Source organism: Variovorax gossypii (assembly GCF_003965815.1).
GTDB lineage: Bacteria > Pseudomonadota > Gammaproteobacteria > Burkholderiales > Burkholderiaceae_C > Variovorax > Variovorax gossypii.
This window is the reverse complement of sequence record NZ_RXOE01000001.1, coordinates 1,570,928-1,590,490: the sequence shown is the minus strand read 5'-3', so window position 1 is coordinate 1,590,490 and position 19,563 is coordinate 1,570,928. Positions and strand designations below refer to the sequence as shown.

Annotated in this window: 18 protein-coding genes; 11 read left to right on the top strand and 7 right to left on the bottom strand. The window is 63.5% G+C overall.

What is annotated here, in order from left to right; genetic code table 11:
- Positions 1-26: 26 nt before the first annotated feature.
- From EJP69_RS07450 to EJP69_RS07440, 3 genes are all read left to right on the top strand, one after another.
- Positions 27-3,431 carry an AAA domain-containing protein gene (locus EJP69_RS07450; protein WP_126469210.1) on the top strand — a complete coding sequence of 1,135 codons (3,405 nt, stop codon included), beginning with the start codon at positions 27-29 and terminating at the stop codon, positions 3,429-3,431.
- Positions 3,418-4,887 carry a phospholipase D-like domain-containing protein gene (locus tag EJP69_RS07445; RefSeq protein WP_126469209.1) on the top strand — a complete coding sequence of 490 codons (1,470 nt, stop codon included), beginning with the start codon at positions 3,418-3,420 and terminating at the stop codon, positions 4,885-4,887. Before EJP69_RS07450 ends, EJP69_RS07445 begins: the two co-directional genes overlap by 14 nt.
- 321 nt (positions 4,888-5,208) lie before the next feature.
- A complete protein-coding gene (locus EJP69_RS07440) occupies positions 5,209-5,802 on the top strand; it encodes a 2'-5' RNA ligase family protein (protein WP_170217053.1) in 594 nt (197 codons plus the stop codon).
- On the opposite strand, the gene EJP69_RS07435 is transcribed toward EJP69_RS07440, so the two are convergent.
- Positions 5,772-6,194: a VOC family protein gene (locus EJP69_RS07435; protein WP_126469207.1), complete on the bottom strand. Its 423-nt coding sequence runs from the start codon at positions 6,192-6,194 to the stop codon at positions 5,772-5,774. The genes EJP69_RS07440 and EJP69_RS07435 overlap by 31 nt on opposite strands.
- Before the next feature lie 59 nt (positions 6,195-6,253).
- On the opposite strand from EJP69_RS07435, the gene EJP69_RS07430 reads away from it, so the two are divergent.
- Positions 6,254-7,027 carry a helix-turn-helix domain-containing protein gene (locus EJP69_RS07430; protein WP_170217052.1) on the top strand — a complete coding sequence of 258 codons (774 nt, stop codon included), beginning with the start codon at positions 6,254-6,256 and terminating at the stop codon, positions 7,025-7,027.
- Positions 7,028-7,197: 170 nt separating this feature from the next.
- Here the strand turns inward: EJP69_RS07430 and EJP69_RS07425 are convergent, their stop codons facing one another.
- Entirely contained in the window at positions 7,198-8,055 is an 858-nt protein-coding gene (locus EJP69_RS07425) for a hypothetical protein (protein WP_126469205.1), read from the bottom strand.
- A gap of 267 nt (positions 8,056-8,322) precedes the next feature.
- On the bottom strand, positions 8,323-9,273 hold the full coding sequence (locus EJP69_RS07420) for an SDR family oxidoreductase (RefSeq protein WP_240652057.1): 951 nt from the start codon (positions 9,271-9,273) through the stop codon (positions 8,323-8,325).
- A gap of 43 nt (positions 9,274-9,316) precedes the next feature.
- Between EJP69_RS07420 and EJP69_RS07415 the strand changes: the two genes are divergently transcribed.
- The 3 genes from EJP69_RS07415 (at position 9,317) to EJP69_RS07405 (ending at position 11,144) form a co-directional block, all read left to right on the top strand.
- Complete coding sequence (locus EJP69_RS07415) at positions 9,317-9,757, top strand: winged helix-turn-helix transcriptional regulator (RefSeq protein WP_126469204.1); 441 nt, start codon at positions 9,317-9,319, stop codon at positions 9,755-9,757.
- A 76-nt stretch (positions 9,758-9,833) separates the two neighbouring features.
- Positions 9,834-10,709 carry a hypothetical protein gene (locus tag EJP69_RS07410; protein ID WP_206169287.1) on the top strand — a complete coding sequence of 292 codons (876 nt, stop codon included), beginning with the start codon at positions 9,834-9,836 and terminating at the stop codon, positions 10,707-10,709.
- A 90-nt stretch (positions 10,710-10,799) separates the two neighbouring features.
- The gene (locus tag EJP69_RS07405) at positions 10,800-11,144 is read left to right on the top strand and encodes a hypothetical protein (RefSeq protein ID WP_126469202.1); all 345 of its coding nucleotides are present in this window, start codon (positions 10,800-10,802) and stop codon (positions 11,142-11,144) included.
- A 143-nt stretch (positions 11,145-11,287) separates the two neighbouring features.
- On the opposite strand, the gene EJP69_RS07400 is transcribed toward EJP69_RS07405, so the two are convergent.
- The 3 genes from EJP69_RS07400 to EJP69_RS07390 form a co-directional block, all read right to left on the bottom strand.
- A complete protein-coding gene (locus tag EJP69_RS07400; protein WP_126469201.1) occupies positions 11,288-12,604 on the bottom strand; it encodes a sulfatase family protein in 1,317 nt (438 codons plus the stop codon).
- 133 nt (positions 12,605-12,737) lie between these two features.
- A complete protein-coding gene (locus EJP69_RS07395; RefSeq protein WP_170217051.1) occupies positions 12,738-13,721 on the bottom strand; it encodes a Bug family tripartite tricarboxylate transporter substrate binding protein in 984 nt (327 codons plus the stop codon).
- A gap of 206 nt (positions 13,722-13,927) precedes the next feature.
- Entirely contained in the window at positions 13,928-14,950 is a 1,023-nt protein-coding gene (locus tag EJP69_RS07390; RefSeq protein ID WP_126469200.1) for a Bug family tripartite tricarboxylate transporter substrate binding protein, read from the bottom strand.
- A 131-nt stretch (positions 14,951-15,081) separates the two neighbouring features.
- Here EJP69_RS07390 and pcaQ point away from each other — a divergent pair, with 131 nt between their 5' ends.
- From pcaQ to EJP69_RS07370, 4 genes are read left to right on the top strand one after another with little or no spacing between them, the layout of a single operon-like run.
- Positions 15,082-16,038 (top strand): pca operon transcription factor PcaQ, encoded by a 957-nt coding sequence (gene pcaQ, locus EJP69_RS07385; RefSeq protein WP_126469199.1) that lies wholly within the window; start codon positions 15,082-15,084, stop codon positions 16,036-16,038.
- 54 nt (positions 16,039-16,092) lie between these two features.
- Entirely contained in the window at positions 16,093-16,698 is a 606-nt protein-coding gene (locus tag EJP69_RS07380; RefSeq protein ID WP_126469198.1) for a TetR/AcrR family transcriptional regulator, read from the top strand.
- Positions 16,695-17,594: an SDR family oxidoreductase gene (locus tag EJP69_RS07375; protein WP_240652056.1), complete on the top strand. Its 900-nt coding sequence runs from the start codon at positions 16,695-16,697 to the stop codon at positions 17,592-17,594. The genes EJP69_RS07380 and EJP69_RS07375 overlap by 4 nt, the downstream gene beginning before the upstream one ends.
- Positions 17,595-17,621: 27 nt before the next feature.
- Positions 17,622-18,875: a DUF418 domain-containing protein gene (locus EJP69_RS07370; RefSeq protein ID WP_126469293.1), complete on the top strand. Its 1,254-nt coding sequence runs from the start codon at positions 17,622-17,624 to the stop codon at positions 18,873-18,875.
- On the opposite strand, the gene EJP69_RS07365 is transcribed toward EJP69_RS07370, so the two are convergent.
- The gene (locus EJP69_RS07365; RefSeq protein ID WP_126469197.1) at positions 18,848-19,474 is read right to left on the bottom strand and encodes a LysE family translocator; all 627 of its coding nucleotides are present in this window, start codon (positions 19,472-19,474) and stop codon (positions 18,848-18,850) included. The genes EJP69_RS07370 and EJP69_RS07365 overlap by 28 nt on opposite strands.
- Positions 19,475-19,563: the final 89 nt, after the last annotated feature.

Sequence of the window (19,563 nt, the reverse complement as noted above, 5' to 3'; positions counted from 1 at the left end):
CCAATGCCTGCTTGGAGTGAAGCTGCATGGATAAGGAAAATCAGACGGTGCAGACCTTTTGCGACCGCTATGCGGTCGTCGAAACCCTAAAGCCGGGTGGCATGGCCCGCGTGTTTAAAGTCAAGGACAGAGACACCCAGCTCACGTTGGCTTTGAAACTGCCGCTTGTGCCATCGACAGACGCGCAAGCTGGTCTAGCGTTCCGCCGCGAACGCGAGGCGTTGGATGAGTTGCGCCATCCGAACATCGTTCAGCTAGTCGACTCGGGTCGAACGGAGCATGACGAGTTGTTCTTGGCACTCGAATGGCTGCCCACCTGCCTCAGCGAGAAGCTAGCGGAGGGCCGCCGATGGGCCTGGGAGGAATTTTACGCAGATGTCGGTGCTCCCCTGGTGTCTGCTCTCGTTGCCGCCCACAAGCGACGCATCGCCCATCGCGACATCAAGCCCGACAACTTGCGCTTCGACGAGTTCGGCACACTTAAGGTCACAGACTTCGGCATCGCCAAGGCGCGTGCAGGCGTCGGTATTGGCGAGACCTTCAAACAGGCGGGCTCTCCGCCTTACACGCCTCCTGAAGTTGACGACGGTGCAAACTCTTTTGCGCGTGACACTTATTCGTGGGCCGCTGTCGCGCTGGCCTGTTTGACGGGCACGACCTTTACCAACTACGACGAGTTCAAGCACGCCCTTTCGGCCCTATCGGCGCGAGCCGCGCCACTCGCAGTCCTGCAGGAGTGTCTGTCGCTCAATCCGCTGGAGCGCCCTGCCAATGCTACCGATTTGCAGGTCCAACTGGACGCTTTTCACAGAGACTTCACCGATGGGCGGCCATTGCAGATTACTGTGCAAATCAGCACGCGCGATCTGGGTGAGTTGGCACAGAAGCTAGGTGACCGCAAGCCAGAGGAATCTGTAGGCCTCCTGCAGCGAGACCTCAATGGCTCGCTACATGCATACATAGTCAGTGAAGAGGAGCGCATGGTGCGTCTACTCGGTGCAACATTGGATGTGACCTGTAAGGCGCTGGACGACAGTGAGCTCTTCCGAACTCAGAGCGTGAGACTGCTGGAGCCTGAACGTGCGGAAAAGGAACGACGCCAAGCGAGTGAGTTGCGAACCGTGACGGTAGACGTTCTGGGGCCCCTGTCGCCTACACGTAGGGCCGCCAACCAGCGAGCCTTTTGGCTGCGCCTCCAAACAGAGGAAGAACATCGAAGTCGAGAGCGCGACCGAGTAGCTCGCGAGAAGTGGTTCGATTGCTGGGTAGCCGTCTTACGTGAGAAGGATCGTATTCAAAAGAATCGCAGGTTGCGAATCGCTTTTGCCAGCATGCGTTCTCAGGGTAACAATGCAGTGGCTCTTTGTGAAGGTGACCTCAACCCAGACGAACTCCCCGATTCACTCGTCTACAAGCTGCCTTCCGGGCGTCTTCTGTTTTTCGAAGTTCATCGAGTCTTCGGCGATGAAATCACTCTTCGCCCATTGAACTTGCATGACGACGAACTGCCCAAGGGCCCCGGGGTTCTGGAGTCGAACCACCACGCCCAGAGCCAACCTGTATCCAGGCAACGCACTGCGCTTGAGAACGTGCGCAGAGATCGCGCTGCTTCTGCGGACCTGAAAACAATCTTGTGCGACCCTGCCAGCGCTCGAGAGCCTGACCAAGGGGGAATGCCGCCAAGTTTCGCCAATGACCTGAATGATGAGAAACGGACGCTCCTTGAACGGGCTCTCGGTGTCAACAGCATCCTGATGGTCGAAGGCCCCCCGGGGACGGGTAAGACCACATTCATTGCGGAACTGATCGGACTCTATCTGCGCGTCTTCCCAGATGCGCGGATCCTGCTGTCGTCGCAGACCCATACTGCGTTGGATCACGTCATTATCAAGCTGCTGGAAAAGGGAATTGGACAGGACGTCGTTCGCATCCATGGCGAACGCCTTGAGAAGATTGACGAACAGGCGCGCCCGTTTACGCTCGACAACAAGACGCGCACATGGATTGAACGCGCGGAAGAGCGAGCACGGGATTACCTACGCACCAAGGCCAAACAGTTAGGTATGGACGCAGAAGAGGTTGAGGTCGTTGTGCTCGGAGAGCAGCGACACATTCTCTTGGCCGAGGTTCAGGAGCAGGAGGGTCAGCTAGCGGCGCTAATAGATAGCATGGCCGAAAAATCTGCTGGAAACGGACAAGACTCAGATGCCGAGGTGGTGACTAAGACCTCGACGTTGCTTGATGAGAAGACGCAGATCAACGAGCTACTTCAAGTCTTGAAACGCCGCCTTAAAAAAGTCGAAGAAAAGCTCAACGCGCGCGGCTCATATGGAAAAGCAGTGGCGTCTCCTTCCGCTGAGATCAGTAAGGAGTGGATGGGGGTTCTCGACAAATCGGATGTGCCAGGTGCAGCGCACCTCAAGAGTCAAGTGAAACTACAACTGGAATGGTTCACTCGGCTCGGTGCCTCGAAGAACTTCCACGGCGCCGTGCTCGGTGAAGCTAGGGTGGTAGCCGGAACCTGCGTCGGACTCGGCAATGTTCAGGCGATCGGCGAGCAAGAGTTCGAGCTTTGTATCGTGGACGAGGTCTCCAAGGCTACCGCTACGGAGACGCTTATTCCCATGAGCCGGAGTAAGCGCTGGGTGTTGGTTGGTGATCCTAAGCAGTTGCCACCATATTCTGAACTGGATCCGAGCAAGGTGCTTGAGCAGCGTTTCCCAATTGAGGAGGCTGAGGCCACTCTGCTCGATATCCTTACCCCCCATCTTCCCGAGTCGTGCAAAGCGCAGCTAACGGAACAGCGGCGCATGGTGGCGGGGATTGGCAGGCTAATCAGTGACGTCTTTTACGATGGAAAACTCGTCACGGTTCGTAAAGTCACGGACCGCAGCCCCGTCGCAGCCAAGTTGCATCCGCGCGAAGTGGAGTGGCACACAACTGCTGCACTCAGGCAGCGTCGGGATCAGGAAATGCCCGGCAGAACGTACAAGAACTCTACGGAGGCGGCAATCATTCAAAAGATACTGGAGCGTCTCGACGAGGCCAATCGCGGCCGAGCACAGTTGAGCGTGGCGGTTATCGCAGGTTACTCAGCTCAGGTTAATGAGTTGGACCAAAGATTGCGAGGTGCGGCCAAGCCGTTTCACAACCTCGATATCGTAATAAACACGGTGGATGCCTTTCAGGGCAAGGATGCGGACATCTGTATCTACAGTGTGACTCGCTCTAACGATAAGGGCCGACTAGGTTTCCAACGGGAAGTGCCTCGCTTGAACGTGGCGCTGTCCCGGGGACGCGACGCGCTGATCATCGTCGGAGACGATGACTTTTGTCGATCGGTCAACTCCGAGAACCCCTTTCGCTCTGTGTTGGCCCATATCGATAACAACCCCGCCGAGTGCGCAATCGTTAGCCATGATCGAATTTGACGCCGTCGCAGAGCAGCACCAGAAGATAGATGGCATGCCGCTCATCGACTACCTTCCCGTAGGTTTGCCGATCTATCTGCTGACGGTTGACAGCTTGGTCTCCGAGAAGCGCAACCTCATGCCCGTGGAGGAGTTCATCCTCAAAGCCGTCCAAGGGGGAGTTCGCTCGAGCGCGGATGTGGTCGGAATTTTGGGGCTCGGTGATAGATATGGCGCGAGGGTGATCGAATCTCTGTCGAACGAAGAGTACTTGACGCTGACACCTCAGTTAGCACTACGCCCCAAGGGCGTCGCAGTGCTTAGCGAGGCTGGGGAGCGGCAGATCTTTGAAAAAGCTATATCACTCGCTTGGAATCCACTGACTCAGAGCGTGGTCAAGACCCGGCTTACCCTCGAGCTAGGGCCGGCTCTCGCACTTGAACGTACGCTTCGGCTTGCCCCGCCGAGCACGCGCTTGCCGGCGCTGATAGACCTGCCTTTGGAGCAATTGCCGGGCAATCAATTGCGCGACGGCGAACAGGTAGTCCGCTATCTTTCCGTTCTACGGCGCGCCCTGCGCTACATCCCGGCGGTGCTGCTGCTGTATGCACGCGGAAAAGGTGTAGAGCCCTTAGCCCGAGTGGCTATTGATGGCGTTATCGATCACCCTAGCAGCGATGCGATTGCTAAGCACGAGATGTTGCCGCGGCTCGGATTGGACAGTCTTTTCAATCGGCGATCAGGTGTCATGGCGGTGGACCAGCGGGTCAAGCCACTAAACATTCTTCCCGGCAATGGATCGCTCGTTGACCTGCTGACACTCAAGAGCAAGCTGCAACTGGGCATTGCGGGACTGGAGCGGCAGGACTCCGCTGTTGCCGCTGCCAAGCTCGATGCAAAAAAAGCCGAACTCGCCACCGTTCAGCAGCAACTCGAACAGATTCCCGTGCGCTCATTGTTGCCGTTCGAGGTGCCTCAACTCGTCGACTACGCGCTCCAGAAGGCCAAACGCGAAGTCTTGATCACCACCACCTTGCCCGTGGAGGCGCGTTTGACACCAATGCGTCAGCTATTGCTGGATCAAGCACTGAAGCGTGGCGTCAAGGTGCGAATCCTTATCTCTGACCGTCCTGCGGAAGATGAGTGGGCGAAAGGCCCAGGCCTATTGCTGCGCAAACTTAACGACCTGGCGACCATTTACGCTAACCTGGACGTCTCCTTCCTGAAGGATACCGACCGCGTGGTGTTCGAGGTGAAGGCAGACGATGCTACGCTGGGCGTCTCGAACGAGCCATCGTTAGGTCTGCGCAGTCGAGAGCCGCTCGCACGAGCATTTTCCGGATACCAGTTGTCGGGCGCTAAATCCGTTCTAGCGTATACCCATAGTCATCTGACTATGCAGGCGCTGGGTGTGATTGGGAAAATCAAGATCCCAGCGGCTATAAAAAAGAAAGATCTGGCGTCGCCAAAAGGCTAATGATGCTTTGCCGATTGGCGATCCTGCCATCATCAGTTATCTCTGCAGCATGTCCTTGGCCGAGTAGCCAAGACTGACCATCGTATCCTTCGGAATCGCCTGTTTCGCCGCATTCCAAGCCTGCCAATCCGCCTGCATCGCAGCCAGCCTCTCCAACTACTTCATCGTCACAGGTTCATCCGCTAGCGTTCATTGCTGAGGAGTTTGAACAGGTACTGGTCCTCGTCGACCTTCAGGTACTTCCAGTCGCCGTCGCGCATGGCTTCCTGCCCGTGATGGTTCAAGCATCGCGCCGCCACCTGATGTCCAATGACAGGCACCATGGACATCGAGCCCTTCACCCCCGCCGATGCCGCGCGCCGCGCGCGCCTGGAAATGCCAATGCTCTACGCCTGGCTCAAGCCCGACGAGGCGGTACAGGCCGCCATCGCTGAGCACCGCGCGCAGTGGGTCTGGCGCACGCAGCCCAAGCCCAGCATTCCAAAGCCGCACCGGCTGCACATGACGCTGTGCCACATCTCGCCACAGGGCGATGCCGCCGTCGAAGGCATCCGCCAGGCATTGGGCGAGCTGCGCATGGAAGAAGACCTCGAGCTGCTGCTGGACTGGTCCGGCGTCTGGGCCCACAACGGCATCGCCATCGTGCGCCCGCAGCCGAACGCCGCGCTCGACCGGTTGCATCAGGCCGTCGTGCGTCAACTCGCGCCGTGGCTGTCGGGGCGCCATGAGGACTGGGCGCCGCACATCACCATCGCTCGCAAGGCATCGGGGGCCGCCGCGCCGACCATGCCGCCTGTTCGCTGGTCGGTGCGCGAGTTTCAGTTCGTGCGTTCGTGGCTGAAGACGCGGCCCGTGTGGCACGAGGTGCTGGCGTCCTATCCGCTTCAGTCTTCCGGCAGGAAGGCCGGGTTGTAGACCACTTCCCACAGATGCCCGTCCAGGTCCTGGAAGTAGCCCGCGAAGCCGCCCCAGAAGGTCTTCTGCGCCGGCTTCACGATGGTCGCGCCGGCGGCCTCGGCCTGCGCCATCGTGGCTTGCACCTCGGCTTCGCTGCGCAGGTTGTGGCCGATGGTGAAGTCGGGCGAGGCGCTGCCGCGGCGCGCGATGCCGCTGTCGTGCGCCAGGCTGTCGCGCGGCCACAGCGCCAGCTTCAGGCCGGGCTGCAGGTCGAAGAAGGCAACCGCGCCGTGTTCGAATTCCTGGCCGATGATGCCGGGCGTTACTAGGCCCAGGCCGTCGCAGTAGAAGCGCAACGCGCGCTCCAGGTCGTCTACGCAGATGGTGAGAACGGAAATACGGGCTTTCATGCGGGAGGCTCCTGCTTCGCAGTTGTTGTTCAATGGAAGCCCCGAGCTTGCTCCACGCCATGTCCGCCGACTTGAACAAAACGGCCACGCCGCCGCTCGCGCAGGAGGTCGGCCGTTATGCCGAAGCCCCGGTGCCGCCTTCGTTGCGCGGCATCTTTGCCTGCCAGTGGATGCACGTGCTGCCCGCTGATGCCGCCGGCACATCGCCGCTGCTGGTGGTGCCCGACGGCTCGATCGATCTGCAGTGGATCGATGGCGTGGTACGCGTGGCCGGCCCCGACCGGCAACCGCATGCCGAAGCGCTGCGGCCCGGCGCGCAGGTGCTGGGCCTGCGCTTCCACCCCGGCGCGGCGGCCGCGTGGCTGGGCATCGACATGAGTGCGCTCGCGGATCGCCGCGTTGCGCTGCGCGATCTGTGGGGTGCGCGCGCGGCGGCATGCTTCGCCGCGGATTCGTCTGCCCAATTCATGCACAAGGTGGCCGCTCGGCCACAGCCAGCCGCCAGTCTCACGCCAGATGCCGCAATGGCCGAAGCCTTCCGCTTGCTGCAGTCAGGCATGGCCCCTGAAGATTCGCCGCTGCGCTGGCTCTCCGAGCGCCTGCAGCAGCCCGAGCGCACGCTGCGCCGCCGTTTCGTGAGGCACTTCGGCTACGGTCCGCAGACGCTGGCACGCGTGCTGCGCTACCAGCGCTTTCTGCAGCTGGCGCGCGCGGAGCCATCGACGTCGTTGGCTCATCTGGCCGCCGAGGCCGGCTATGCCGATCAGCCGCACCTGGCGCGCGAGAGTCGGCGCCTGACGGGGCGCCCGCCATCGGCGCTGCCGCGCGATTGACTCCGTGCGCGACCGTCGCCTCCCTTTTGGGGGCTGGGCATCCATATAAGCCAGCGTACGCACGCTCAGGCGCAGCGCCTTCTGGCAGCAGAGTTGATCGCCGAAACCGAAGTCAAGGCGAGTTCACTGGACACTTGCAGTGCTGCAAGGCAGAGGTCAGTCGTAGTTCTTTACGGGTAACCAATGCCAGGCAGGCCAAAAGTAGAAGTTGGATCTCCCCAGTTTGCGGCGCAGGTCTCCGAGTTATGTTTCTTGATGGTGACGTGGCCGGCCATATTGACGGTCTGCTTGTGAAGCATGTAGCGGAATATCACCCCGTTGCCCACCGTGCCGACAATTCTGTAGTGCCAGGGGATATTCCATTCAAAGCTTGCGGCTTCGTATGTCAGCCTCCCTTGCTGGTCAAGGATTGGAGCACCCTGCGGGGTTGTCCTTGGCGCACCCCATCCGGAACGGACCTGGTCATATGCTTGCCAATTGTTGTTCCCGGTTGCTGCTGTACAGGTAATTCCAGCCCATGGGCCCGCAGGATGCTCATCGCCGTTGAAAGCCTCGAAAGCACCGCTGGCTACTGATTTGAAGCTGCCCTCACGCACTTCCACATTTGCGAATGAGACGCCCGAAGGCAGGATGTCGGCCTCGCCGATGAAACCGGCGCTCGCTTGATACTGTGTGTGTTCAATCGTTCCTCCTGCCACTCTTCTGAAGAGCACGTCATTCGGAGCTACCACCGTGATGGTGACGGTTGCTTGCTTTGCAAGCGGATTGCCGCTCCATGCCTCCAGTGTCATCGTTCCGCCCGTACCGCCCAGGGTCAAGGTGGCTGTACCAGCGGCGGGGGTGATCAGGGTAAGGGTTCCAGCAACACCACTTGCCCGACGCCATGTGATGCCGCCGAATGTCGCGATGTTGGAGGTGGCGGGCTTCACCTGCACACTCAAGCCAATCACCTCGCCGATACCGTACTGGCCAGCAGTGCGGTTGACGACTGCGACGGCAGGGGTGAGAACGGGTTTGACTATTGCCATACGGGATCCTCCCTGAGGGCTGTTGTCGAAAGAACAGGTTCGTCGTCGCGTTGTCTTTATCGGGCACCTTGTGGCAAATAGCCTGGGTAGAAGAAATGCCGCACGTGCAATGAATGCGCGCTACGCAACCTGCGCGGCAGGAATTGTTTTTTCGAGCGCGATATCGCGCCATCCCCTGAAAGAGTGATCTGGCCTCGTGCGTCGCGCGTCTGGGGTTCGATACATCGTCGCGTTACAAGCCTGCCAATCGTCCGCGAGGCCGGGTATTCAGACTGTTGAAGGTTGACCAATAGCTGTCGTCAAAACATCCCGCAACGATCTCGGCGTCCGCCCCGCAAGCTTTTCCACATCCCCCGTAACGATGTCAAAGCTCCCCGCCAGAAAGTGCTTCTCGATGTCGACCATCGAATCAACGTACTCCTGCGGAATGCCCGCCTGAAGCATTCCGCCGCGAAGCTGCGGTTCGGTGAGCACGGTGAAGCGCGAGGGGTTGCCGGTGACTTCGGTGATGACCGCCGCGCGTTGCTCGCCGGTCAGGGCGGCGGGGCCGGTCGCGTTGTAGATGGCGCCGGCGTGGCCTTCGCCCAAAAGCACTCCGGCAGCCGCCGCGCCCAGGTCGTCGCGCGAGACGAACGCAACGCGGTTCTCGCCGAGGCCGGGCACGATGCGCAATGACATGGCCGCGAGCTGCGCGAAGGTTTCCGCGTAGTAGTTCATTCGCAGGATGGTCCAGCGGGGCGCCGTCTTCATCAGGTGTTGCTCCGCCGTCCAGTAGGGCGCGTACATGTCGGGCTCGGCCACTTCGCGCGTGGCTGCGGTCGAGATCAGCACGATGTGCCCAATGCCCGCTTTCACGGCCGCATCGATGGCGGTCACGAACTGGCGGGCGCGTATGCCCGGGCGCACGTCGCTGGCGGGAATGATGAGCAGCCTGTCGAGGCCGGCATACGCCTCGGCCAGCGTCTCGGGCCTGTCGTAGTCGCCCAGCCTGCCCGTGGCGGGCGGCGACACGGTCTGCGGGTTTCTGGAAATGCCGACGATGCCGTGGTTGCCGCCCCTGGCCTTCAGCTCTTCAACAACAGCCTTGCCGAGTTGGCCGCTCGCACCGCTGACTCCGATCTTCATTGCGATATCCTTTCTTTGCACACGAACAAAATGTTCGTGGCCACTTTGGCGGATATCGCCAGCGCGCACAAGAATGCACAAATTGGTGCCCACGATCAGATTTGATCGTGTTGGACGACATGGAAGGAGCCAGGCAATGGCGGGTTCGAAGGCGGCATCGCGCCGGGCAGATGCGCAAGCTGCGGCCACTACCGGAGAAGCGCGCAAAGAGGAAGACCGCTATGTAGAGTGCCGAGTGGTGCTCGACGTGCTCGACCGCATCGGCGACAAGTGGACGGTGATGGTGGTCGGTGCGCTGTCCGAAGGGCCGGTGCGCTTCAACGCGATGATGCGGCTCATAGAGGGCGTATCGCACCGCATGCTGACGCTCACTCTTCGAGGGCTCGAGCGCGATGGCCTGGTCAAGCGCACCGCCTATCCGACGATCCCGCCGAAGGTCGAGTACGAGCTGACGGTGTTGGGCCATTCACTGATCGAACCGCTTCGCTCGCTCTCGAGGTGGGCGATGCAGAACCGCGCGGTGATCGAGCAGGCACGACAGGAGTTCGACGCCGGGAGCGGGCGTGAAGGGCCGTGAAAAAGGAGGGCCCATGAACTCTCTTCTTTCCAAGTGCCTGTAGAAATGCGGTCGAAGCTCAACGTAGGGAATGCCAATGGTCTTTAGCGACGGTGAATGCCCAAATTGCAGTGCAAGCCATTTGCACCTGAATACATCTGATCTGCTGGAGTGCCCAAGCTGTCACTTGGTTTGCGCAGGCATGGATGGCTTGGTCGCCACTGTCATGCCATTTCGAGGTGCGGGGAATTTCCGGTTCGAGGATTCGCGTGTCGCGAAGTTTTGCGGAACCGCCTTTGCGCCAAGCAAGACCGGCGGCGTCGTCGCGGACGATTCAAAGCTCTTTATGTCGACGGATGAACTCCGAAAGTATCTTGCAACGCTCTCGCGTCCAAGAACCGAACGGACTCAGGGGCAAGATCTTGCACGGCGATTTTTCAAGGCCTTTGAAAAGCGGATCTCGGACTACGAGGGCAGTGATCTGCAGAGGATCGCCACGTCCAATACGCAGCGCACCCAGTTCTATGCAAGCTCACTGCTTCCACGTGTCGCAGCTGACCTTGGAATGGTGCATGGCAAGGAGGAATTCAAAGTGGATCATGTGGCCGCCAGGTTCGGTAGGAACGGGTATGCCATTCCATCCATCTACGTAGAGTCGGAGAACAGTTTTTCGGGTGCCACACATGAGATCCGAAAGCTTTGTTCTCTCAATTCGCCATTGCGTGTCTTGATCACTTTCACGCAGAAGCCATTTACGCCTGAGCCTGCGGCGGGCGCTTATCTGCAACTGCGCGAGTGGCAAGCGATCATTCGCGAGCACCACGAGGGCAACGAGGACTTTCGTGGCACCGTGGCCGTGATCGTTGCGCGTGTGGAAAAGGAGAGGCGTCTGACCTTTACGGCATGTGCCTTTCACAAAACCGGCGATCTGGCTTGGCCTCTATCGGTGCTGGTTGAGCGCGTTCTCGATTAGACAACCCTGCGCTTCGTGCTTCTCCATGAAGGAGGCATGTGGAGTAGCTGCGTCGAAGACAATGACGAGACGAAAATTTCTGGAGGAAGAATGCGACTCCCCGTCCTTGCCGTTCTCGTTGCTTGTGCAGCGACTTCATTGGCCGCTGCCGCTAAAGATGACCTGATCTATTTCCATGGCCTTGGCGCCGAAGGTTGCGACAAGCACATTGCATGGCGGAGAAACAAGGACATCGTTTATGAGGACGGCATTGTTCAGTGGTCGTGGGGCTTCATCAGCGCTTTCAACAACGTGGCGCGGATACAGACTCCAAACAAGGCCCTTCCCCCCACAAAGGTGCTGGCGTATCTAGACAAGTACTGCCGAGATCATCCTCTGGAGCCGATCTATGGAGGCGTCGAAGACCTGATCACGGAACTGGGTGGCCGGCGCTAAGTACAGGGGCGAGGGGCAACTAGGTCGCGAAGGCGCTACTCCATTTCGTTCTTTGATGGCGTCGGCATGCAGATCCGGCCGTAGAGACGCCGCCCGGCGCCTCTGACGGAAGGGCTGGATGGTAGCCCTGCTGCCGTCGCCGTTCACCTCTGCGGCATGTCCTTCACCGAGTAGCCAAGGCTCACAGTCGCATCCTCCGGAATCGCCGGCATCGTCGCATTCCAGGCTTGCCAATCCGCCCGCATCGCAGCCAGCCTCTCCGGCTCCTTCTTCGCCAGATTGGCCCGCTCGCGCTCATCGCCGGGGATGTTGAACAGGTACTCGTTGCCGTCGACCTTCAGGTACTTCCAGTCGCCGTCGCGCATGGCTTCCTGCCCGCGATGGTTCATGCGCCAGTGCAGCGGGCGGCGGAAGCTCTTCGACGCGTCCTTGAGCACGGGCATCAGCGAGACGCCGTCGAGCGGGTAGTCGGGGTGCGCGGCCACGCCGGCTGCGTCGAGCATGGTGGCCGACCAGTCCATGGTCATGCACAGCTGGGTGCTTTCGCCGCCCTTGCCGATCACTGCGGGCCAGTGCGCGATCCATGGCACGCGGATGCCGCCTTCGGTCAGGTCCATCTTGCCGCCGACCAGCGGCCAGTTGTCGGAGAAGCGTTCGCCGCCGTTGTCGCTGGTGAACACCACCAGGGTGTTGTCGGCCATGCCGTGCTTCTCGAGCGCGGCCATGATCCAGCCGATGCCTTCGTCCATGTGATGGATCATGCGGCGGTACACGTTGATGTTGCCGCCGGCCAGGTCGAACAGGTTGTCCTTGATGCTCGGGGCCTTGGCTGCGTCGTCGCGGGTTTCCCACGGCCAGTGCGGCGCGGTGTAGTGCAGGCTCAGGAAGAAGGGGGCTTCCTGCTTTGCCATGCGCTCCACGTAGTCGACAGCGCGCTTCGAGAGGATGTCGGTGAGGTAGCCCTCTTCCTGCTTGTCTTCCTCGCCGAACCACAGGTCGTGGCGGCCGGTGGAGTCGCAATGGGTGAAGTAGTCGACGCCGCCCGACATGGGGCCGAAGAACTCGTCGTACCCCGAGCGCAGCGGGCCGAAGGTGGGCGGGTAGCCCAGGTGCCACTTGCCGATGAGGGCGGTCTGGTAGCCGCTGGCCTTCAGCAGCGAGGGCAGGGTGGGGTGGTCGGTGGGCAGGCCGAGGGTGGTGCTGCCGCGGCTCTTGCTGTTGATGGGCTCCTCGGCCGCGCCGCGCAGGCGGTACTGGTAGCGGCCGGTGATCATGCCGAAGCGCGTGGGCGAGCACACGGGCGAGTTCGAGTAGCCCTGGGTGAGCTTCAGGCCGTTGGCGGCAAGGCCGTCGAGCACGGGCGAGACGGGGCCGAACGCCGCGTCGCGGCCGCCGTAGCAACCGAGGTCGGCATAGCCGAGGTCGTCGGCCACGATGAAGATGATGTTGGGTCTGGTCATAAATTGATCGCGCTTTCGAGGCTCGGAGGTCTTTTCGGGGAACACCGCGGAACCGGCTTTGCCGGGCCGCTGGTGTTGCCCCCTGGAAGGGGTTGGCGAAGCGACACGAAGTGCGCGAAGACTGGGGGTTGTCCTAAGGTTGGTAGCCCGACTTCTGGACGACCGGCGCCCATTGGGCGCGGTAGGCCTTGAGCATCGCGGCGGTCTGCGCCTGGGTGCTCACCACGGGCGTCATGCCCGAGTCCTTGAACTTGCGTTGGGTGTCCGGGTCCTGCATGACTTCGCGGATGACGACGGCGAGGCGCTCGGCCTTTTCCTTGGGCATGGTGGCCGGTGCGAAGAAGGTGTTCCAGCCGGTGGCGGCGAGGTCGAGGCCGGCTTCCTTGAAGGTGGGCACGTCGGGCAGGAAGGGCGAGCGCTTGGCGCCCGAGATCGCGAGGATGCGCAGCTTGCCCGCGGCGTGCTGCGGCACGGCCACGTCTTCGGTGTCGACGGCAACGGGCACCTGCCCGCCGATCACGTCGTTCAGCAGCGGGGCCGAGCCGCGATAGCCGATCACCTGGGTCTGCACCTTGGCCTTCTCGCCCACCATGAGGCCGAAGAAGTGCGGCAGGCTGCCGGTTGCCGGCACGCCCACGTTGGCCTGGTTGGGGTTGGCGCGCATCCAGGCGAGCAGGTGGTTCAGCTCGCGCACGGGCAGGGTGGGCGACACGGCCAGCGCGAAGTTGTAGTCGTTGACGTACGACACGGGCACGAAGTCGCGCTCGGCGTCGTAGTTGTTGTCCTTGAAGACCAGCGGCGCCACCACCATCACGGCGGGGTTGGCGAGCATCAGCACGTTCTGGCTGGCGGGCGTGGCCTTCACCTGCTGCGCGGCGAGGCGGCCGCCCGCGCCGGGCTTGTTGTCGACCACCACGGGCACGCCGAGGCGGGAGGTGAGCTTGTCGCCCACGATGCGCGCCACGCGGTCGGTGGCGCCGCCGGGGGCGTAGCCGACCACGATGTGCAGCGGGGTGTCGAACTTGACCTGCTGTTGTTGCTGTTGAGCGGCTGCGCCGGTGGCGAAAGCCGTCGCGAGGCCGGCGATGGCCAGCATGCCGGCGAGGCGGCGGGTCATGGGGAGGGATTGGGTCGGCAGCATGGTGAGCAAGTCCTTGTCTTCGTCGTTCAGGCGATGGCGCGCCAGTGTGGCCGCGAGATCCGCAGTTGCGGACGATTCTGAAGACGCGGCACTCGATTGTTCAAATCAACCATTCCCCGGACTTACCCTTTGCTCCGCACCTTGCTCCACACCTTGCTCTGATTCTTGCTGCGCTCTGCTGCTCAGTCGACCTTCATGCCCGTGGCCTTGACGATGCGCCCGTAGCGCGCCTGGCTGGCCGCCAGGTGCTCGCTGGCCGCGCTGCCGGTTTCGCCGAGCGGCACCATGTCCAGAGAGGAAAGGCGCGACTTGATCTCGGGCAGCGCCAGCGCCTTCTGCAGCGAGCCGCGCAGCGTCTGCATCACCGGCTCTGGCGTGGCAGCGGGCACCATGGCGAGGTAGAGCACCTCGAATTCCAGGCCCTTCAGGCCCAGCTCGCCCACGGTGGGCACCTGCGGCAGCAGCGGCGAGCGTTGCTTTCCGGTCACGGCCAGCGCGCGCAGCTTGCCTGCCTGAATCTGCGGCAGCAGGCCCGGCGTGGCCAGGATGCCGGCCTGCACCTCGTCGCCCATCAGCGCCAGCACGGCCGGCGCGTTGCCCTTGTAGGGCACGTGGGTGATCTTCGCGCCCGTCTCGCTGGCGAAGATCTCGGCGGCGATGTGGCCGGGGCTGCCGTTGCCGGCCGAGCTGAAGGTGGCGGGCTCGGCCTTGGCCTGGGCGATGAATTCGGGCAGCGTCTTCGCCTTCACGCCCTGCGCCACGCCGAAGGCCAGGCCCGAGGAGCTGAAGATCATCAGCGGCTTCAGGTCCTTGGCCGCGAAGGGCATCGAGGCGTACAGGTGCGGGTTGATGGTGAAGGTGCTGTCGATGCCCATCAGCACCGTGTAGCCGTCGGCCGGGGCCTTGGCGACGAAGTCGGCGCCGATGTTGCCGCCCGCGCCGGGCCGGTTGTCGACGATGAAGGGCTGCTTCAGGTCTTTCTGCAGCGCGTCGGCCAGCGCGCGGGCGAGGATGTCGATGGGGCCGCCCGCCGGGAAGTTGGTGAGGAACTTCACCGGCTTGGTGGGGTAGGGCGCGTCGGCCGCGAAGGCGCCGGTGGCGGTGGCTCCAAGGGCGAGCGCCGCGCAGGCTGCGGCAATGGCGAGGCGGCGGCGGGTGCCGCCGAAGAAGGTGCAGGGCGTGTAGGGCGAACCGGTGGTCGTCATGTCGTCGTGTCTCCGTTATCCGGCCGACTCTAGGTGGGCGACGCAGGCGGCACAACTGAAAGCTCTTCTGCCAGCTATTCCGGCTGGTTATATTGAAGCTGCCACTCTCCCAAGGAAACGCGGTGTCAGCCATGAACTTTGCGCGCCTGAAGATGCGCCATCTGCAATGCCTCGTGATGGTGGCGCAGGAGCGAAACCTCGTGCGCGCCGCCAAGGCGCTGTCGCTCACGCAGCCGGCCGTCTCCAAGACGGTCGCCGAGCTGGAGGAGATCGTCGGTCGCCAGCTGCTGCTGCGCCGCCGCCGGGGCGTGGAGCTCACGCCGGCCGCCGAGGTGCTGGTGCGCCATGCGGTCTCGGCGCTGCGCGGGTTGCGCGAGGGGCTGGGGCTGGCCATGGACCAGCCCGAGGCCGACCAACTGCGCGTGGCCGTCGGCGCGCTGCCGAACATGGTGGCCAACCTGTTGCCGGAGGTGGTGGTCTCGCTGCATGCCTCGCATCCCGCGCTGCGGGTGCGCGTGGTGAGCGGCACCAACGCGCAGCTGATGACGCAGCTTCGCCAGGGCGAAATCGACCTGGTGCTGGGCCGCCTCGCGCAGGCCTCGGCCATGGCCGACCTGGCCTTCGAGCAGCTCTACAGCGAGCCGCTGCTGCTGGTGGCCAGGCCCGGGCATCCGCTGGCGGCGCGGCGCAAGCCGCCGCTCGATGCGCTGGCGGGCCATCCGCTGGTGCTGCCGGTGTCGGGCACGCTGATCCGGCACACGGCCGATGCATTCCTCATCGCACAGGGCATGGCGCTGCCCGGGCGGCTGGTGGAGGCCACCGACACCAGCTTCGTGCTGGGGCTGCTGCAGCGCTCCGACGCCGTGTGGTTCGCGCCGCAGGGCGCGGTCGAGGGGTTGATCGCGCGCGGGGAACTCAAGCGGCTTGCAATCGACACCACAAGCACCGAGGGGCCGGTGGGGCTCACCGTGCGGCGCAGCGACGCGCCGGGCGAGGGCGCGCGACTGCTGATCGAGGCGATCCGCGAGGTGGTGGCCACGCGGAAGAGCCCGGTTGCCCCGAAGGCTTCAGGGGTCCTTAATAAATAGATCGACTAGTTAGTTTAATAATTGGCGCATGACGGCAAACCCCAAGTCAGCGACATGAGAAAGATCGACCCCGAACGCCAGCAGGCCAAGCGCCGCCAGATCATGGAGGCGGCCGGCAACTGCTTCGCCCGGCGCGGCTTCCACGCCACGACCACCGCCGAGATCTGCGCCGAGGCTGGCATGAGCCCCGGCAATCTCTTTCACTATTTCGACAGCAAGAGCGCCATCGTCGAGGCCATCGTGGAAGAGGAGCGCGCCGACACCGCCGCCTACTTCGCCGCGCTCGACGAGTCTTCAGACCTGCTGGAGGCGCTGCTCGACTTTCTCGACGCGGTGATGGCCTTTGCGGCCGACAAGACCTACGCCCGGCTGGCGCTCGAGATCGCCGCAGAAGCGACGCGCAACCCGGCCATCAACACGCAGATGGCCGCCGGCGACGCGCAGACCCGCGCCGACATCGCCAGGCTGCTGCGCGGCGCCATGGCGAACGGGCAGGTCGACGCAGGCCTCGAACCCGAACAGGCCGCGAGCTGGATCGTCGCGCTGATCGACGGCGTGTTCTCGCGCCTCGCCATGGACCCGGGCTTCGATCCGCAGCGCGAAGCACCCATGCTTCGACTCGTGGTGAGCCGCTTCCTGAAGGCCGGGAGCGCCCGATGAGCGCTTTCATGCCCGCGCCCGCATCGGTATACGCGTTCGCACCGGCGCAGCGCCCCGCATGGGACCGCGCCAGCGGCCGCGTGTTCGGCAAGGTGGCGCTGGTGACGGGCGCGGCTTCGGGCATCGGGCGCGCGGCGGTGCTGCGGCTGGCCGCCGAGGGTGCGACCGTCGTCGCCACGGATATCGACGGGAAGGGTGGCGAGGAAACCGCCGGCCTTGCGCGCGCCACGGGCGGGCGAGCCATGTTCGTCGCGCACGACGTGAGCAGCGAGGCCGCGTGGAAGGATGTGATCGACGTGGTCATTGCCGCCCACGGCGCGTTGCATGTGCTCGTGAACAACGCCGGCATCGCGCTCGCGGGCAGCACCTTCGAGATGAGCGTGGAAGACTGGCGCCGCCAGCTCGCTGTGAATCTCGACGGCGTGTTCCTGGGCTTGAAGCACGGCGTGCCGCTGATGTCGAGGTCGGGCGGCGGCTCCGTCGTCAACATGTCGTCGACGGCCGGCCTGGTCGGCAATGCGGGGCTGTCGGCCTACTCGGCCAGCAAGGGCGGCGTGCGCATGCTCTCCAAGTCGGTGGCGCTGGAGTGCGCTCGCGCACGCAACGGCGTGCGGGTCAATTCGCTGCACCCGGGCGTGATCGATACGCCGATCTGGAGCACGAACGCCCGCGCGCAGCAGCAGCAACCGGAGCAGCCTGGCGGCGGCGTGGCGTGCAGCCTGAGAAGGCTCTGGCGCCGCGCTGTCCTCGGCGCGGCGGGGCGCAGCGCGGTGCCGCTCGGCCATGCGGGCACGGTGCTCGACGTTGCCAACGCCATCCTCTATCTCGCCAGCGACGAGTCGCGCTACGTGACCGGCAGCGAGCTCGTCATCGACGGCGGCCTGACCACCGCCTGAAGCATGCAGGGCATGCAGAAAGAACACATGTCGTCGCAACCGAATCCTCCGGCACAACCCGGGGTCACGCGAGGCCGAGAGCGCCAGTCGCTGGTGGATGCACTGCGCGGCTTCGCGCTGCTGGGCATCCTCGTGGTGAACATCGCGAGCTTCTCCTCGACCTACTACGGCGCGGGCATACCCGACCCGATGGCGCAGTCGGTGCTCGAACGCGCGGCGCTGCTGGTGCGCACGCTGGTGTTCGAGACCAAGTTCTACCTGCTGTTCTCGTTCCTCTTTGGCTACAGCTTCACGCTGCAGATGCAGTCGGCCGAACGCGACGGCAAGGCTTTCGCGCCGCGCATGGGGCGGCGGCTGGTGGGCTTGTGGGTGCTGGGGCTGGCGCACGCAGTGGTGCTGTATCACGGCGACATCCTCACCACCTACGCGGTGCTGGGCGCGGTGCTGCTGATGCTGCGCAGGCGCGGCGATGTCTTCATGGCGCGCTGCGCCATCGGGCTGGTGCTGCTCACCTCGCTGCTGTGGGCGAGCATCGGCTTCCTGCTGACGAAGGCCGGCATTCCGTCGGATACGCGCACCGCCCATGCGGATGCCGTCGCCGCGCTGGCCGCGTATCGCGGAACGCCCTTCACGGTGATCGTGCAGCACCTGCGCGAGCTGTCGCAGATCTGGTGGATCACCGGCCTGGTGCAGGCGCCTACCGCGCTGGCGATGTTCTTCGCGGGCTTCATCGCGGGGCGGCGCGAGCTCTTCGTGAATGCCGATGCTTACCGGCCGCTGTTCCGGCGCCTGCTGCTGTGGGGGCTGGTCATCGGGCTGCCGGGTGCGGCCGTGTATGCCTTCCCGTCGATCCGGCTGGACAACGCGGTCAAGGAACTCTACGGGCTCGCAGCCACGCTGCTGACGGCGCCTTTCCTCACGGCGGCCTATGCGGCCGGCATGGTGCTGCTGATGATGACGCCGCGCGGGCGGGTGCTCGAAGGCGTGCTGGCGCCGGCGGGGCGCATGGCGCTGAGCAACTATCTGCTGCAGTCGCTCGTCTGCGCATGGCTCTTCCTGGCCTACGGGCTGCGCTGGATCGGCACCATGGGGCCCCTGGCCGCCACGGGCATCGCCTTCGTCATCTTCGCGGCGCAGCTCGTGCTGAGCCGGTGGTGGCTGCGGCGATTCGTCTACGGGCCGGTCGAATGGCTGCTGCGCGCCTTCACGAACCTGGAGCTTCCGCCGATGCGCCGCAAGCCGGTGGCGCCGGCTCAGCGCGGCAGCAGCGTCGACAGCTGATAGACGGCAAAGGCAAGAAGGATCGCGCCCGAGAGCCGGTTGATCGACTGCATCGTCTTCGCGCTGAGCTTGTGCCGCACCGAGGACACCATCGTCGACAGCCCGAGCCACCACAGCGCGGAGCCCAGGAACACGCCGAGCACCATCGTCGCGGCCGGGATGCCGCCACTGCCGCCGGTGTGGCCGGTCGAGATGGTGGCGAACACCGCGACGAAGGACAGGATCGTCATCGGGTTCGCCAGCGTCAGCAGGAAGACCGACAGCGTGGCCTTCAGCGGCGTGGTGGCGTCCGCGGCCTGGCGGGCCTGCGTGGCGACCGGCGCGCGAAGCAGCTGCACGCCCATCCATGCGAGGAAGGCCGCCCCGGCCAGCGCCAGCGGCACCCGCGCCGCCACCATCGACGCGATGACGGCCGACACGCCGAGCGCGCCGATGGCGCCGTAGCAGGCGTCGGCCAGCGCGGCGCCTAGTCCGCTGAGGAAGCCGATGGTGCGGCCGTGCGCAAGGGTGCGCTGGATGCAGAGCAGGCCGATGGGGCCGACCGGCGCCGCAATGGAGAGGCCGATGACGAGGGCCTTGAGGAAGAGGGTAGAGTCCATTTGTAAATTGTCTTTACGCCGTCGCCTGAAGAGAATGGCGAAGCTCAGGCGGAATGCGCCTCTTGCCTGAAATTCAAGAAGAATCACTC

Coding starts and splice junctions, on each gene's coding strand:
- EJP69_RS07450 (WP_126469210.1), top strand. CDS start 27: ATGGATAAGGAAAATCAGACGGTGCAGACCTTTTGCGACCGCTATGCG.
- EJP69_RS07445 (WP_126469209.1), top strand. CDS start 3,418: ATGATCGAATTTGACGCCGTCGCAGAGCAGCACCAGAAGATAGATGGC.
- EJP69_RS07440 (WP_170217053.1), top strand. CDS start 5,209: ATGGACATCGAGCCCTTCACCCCCGCCGATGCCGCGCGCCGCGCGCGC.
- EJP69_RS07435 (WP_126469207.1), bottom strand. CDS start 6,194: ATGAAAGCCCGTATTTCCGTTCTCACCATCTGCGTAGACGACCTGGAG.
- EJP69_RS07430 (WP_170217052.1), top strand. CDS start 6,254: ATGTCCGCCGACTTGAACAAAACGGCCACGCCGCCGCTCGCGCAGGAG.
- EJP69_RS07425 (WP_126469205.1), bottom strand. CDS start 8,055: ATGGCAATAGTCAAACCCGTTCTCACCCCTGCCGTCGCAGTCGTCAAC.
- EJP69_RS07415 (WP_126469204.1), top strand. CDS start 9,317: ATGGCGGGTTCGAAGGCGGCATCGCGCCGGGCAGATGCGCAAGCTGCG.
- EJP69_RS07410 (WP_206169287.1), top strand. CDS start 9,834: ATGGTCTTTAGCGACGGTGAATGCCCAAATTGCAGTGCAAGCCATTTG.
- EJP69_RS07405 (WP_126469202.1), top strand. CDS start 10,800: ATGCGACTCCCCGTCCTTGCCGTTCTCGTTGCTTGTGCAGCGACTTCA.
- EJP69_RS07400 (WP_126469201.1), bottom strand. CDS start 12,604: ATGACCAGACCCAACATCATCTTCATCGTGGCCGACGACCTCGGCTAT.
- EJP69_RS07395 (WP_170217051.1), bottom strand. CDS start 13,721: ATGACCCGCCGCCTCGCCGGCATGCTGGCCATCGCCGGCCTCGCGACG.
- EJP69_RS07390 (WP_126469200.1), bottom strand. CDS start 14,950: ATGACGACCACCGGTTCGCCCTACACGCCCTGCACCTTCTTCGGCGGC.
- pcaQ (WP_126469199.1), top strand. CDS start 15,082: ATGAACTTTGCGCGCCTGAAGATGCGCCATCTGCAATGCCTCGTGATG.
- EJP69_RS07380 (WP_126469198.1), top strand. CDS start 16,093: ATGAGAAAGATCGACCCCGAACGCCAGCAGGCCAAGCGCCGCCAGATC.
- EJP69_RS07375 (WP_240652056.1), top strand. CDS start 16,695: ATGAGCGCTTTCATGCCCGCGCCCGCATCGGTATACGCGTTCGCACCG.
- EJP69_RS07370 (WP_126469293.1), top strand. CDS start 17,622: ATGTCGTCGCAACCGAATCCTCCGGCACAACCCGGGGTCACGCGAGGC.
- EJP69_RS07365 (WP_126469197.1), bottom strand. CDS start 19,474: ATGGACTCTACCCTCTTCCTCAAGGCCCTCGTCATCGGCCTCTCCATT.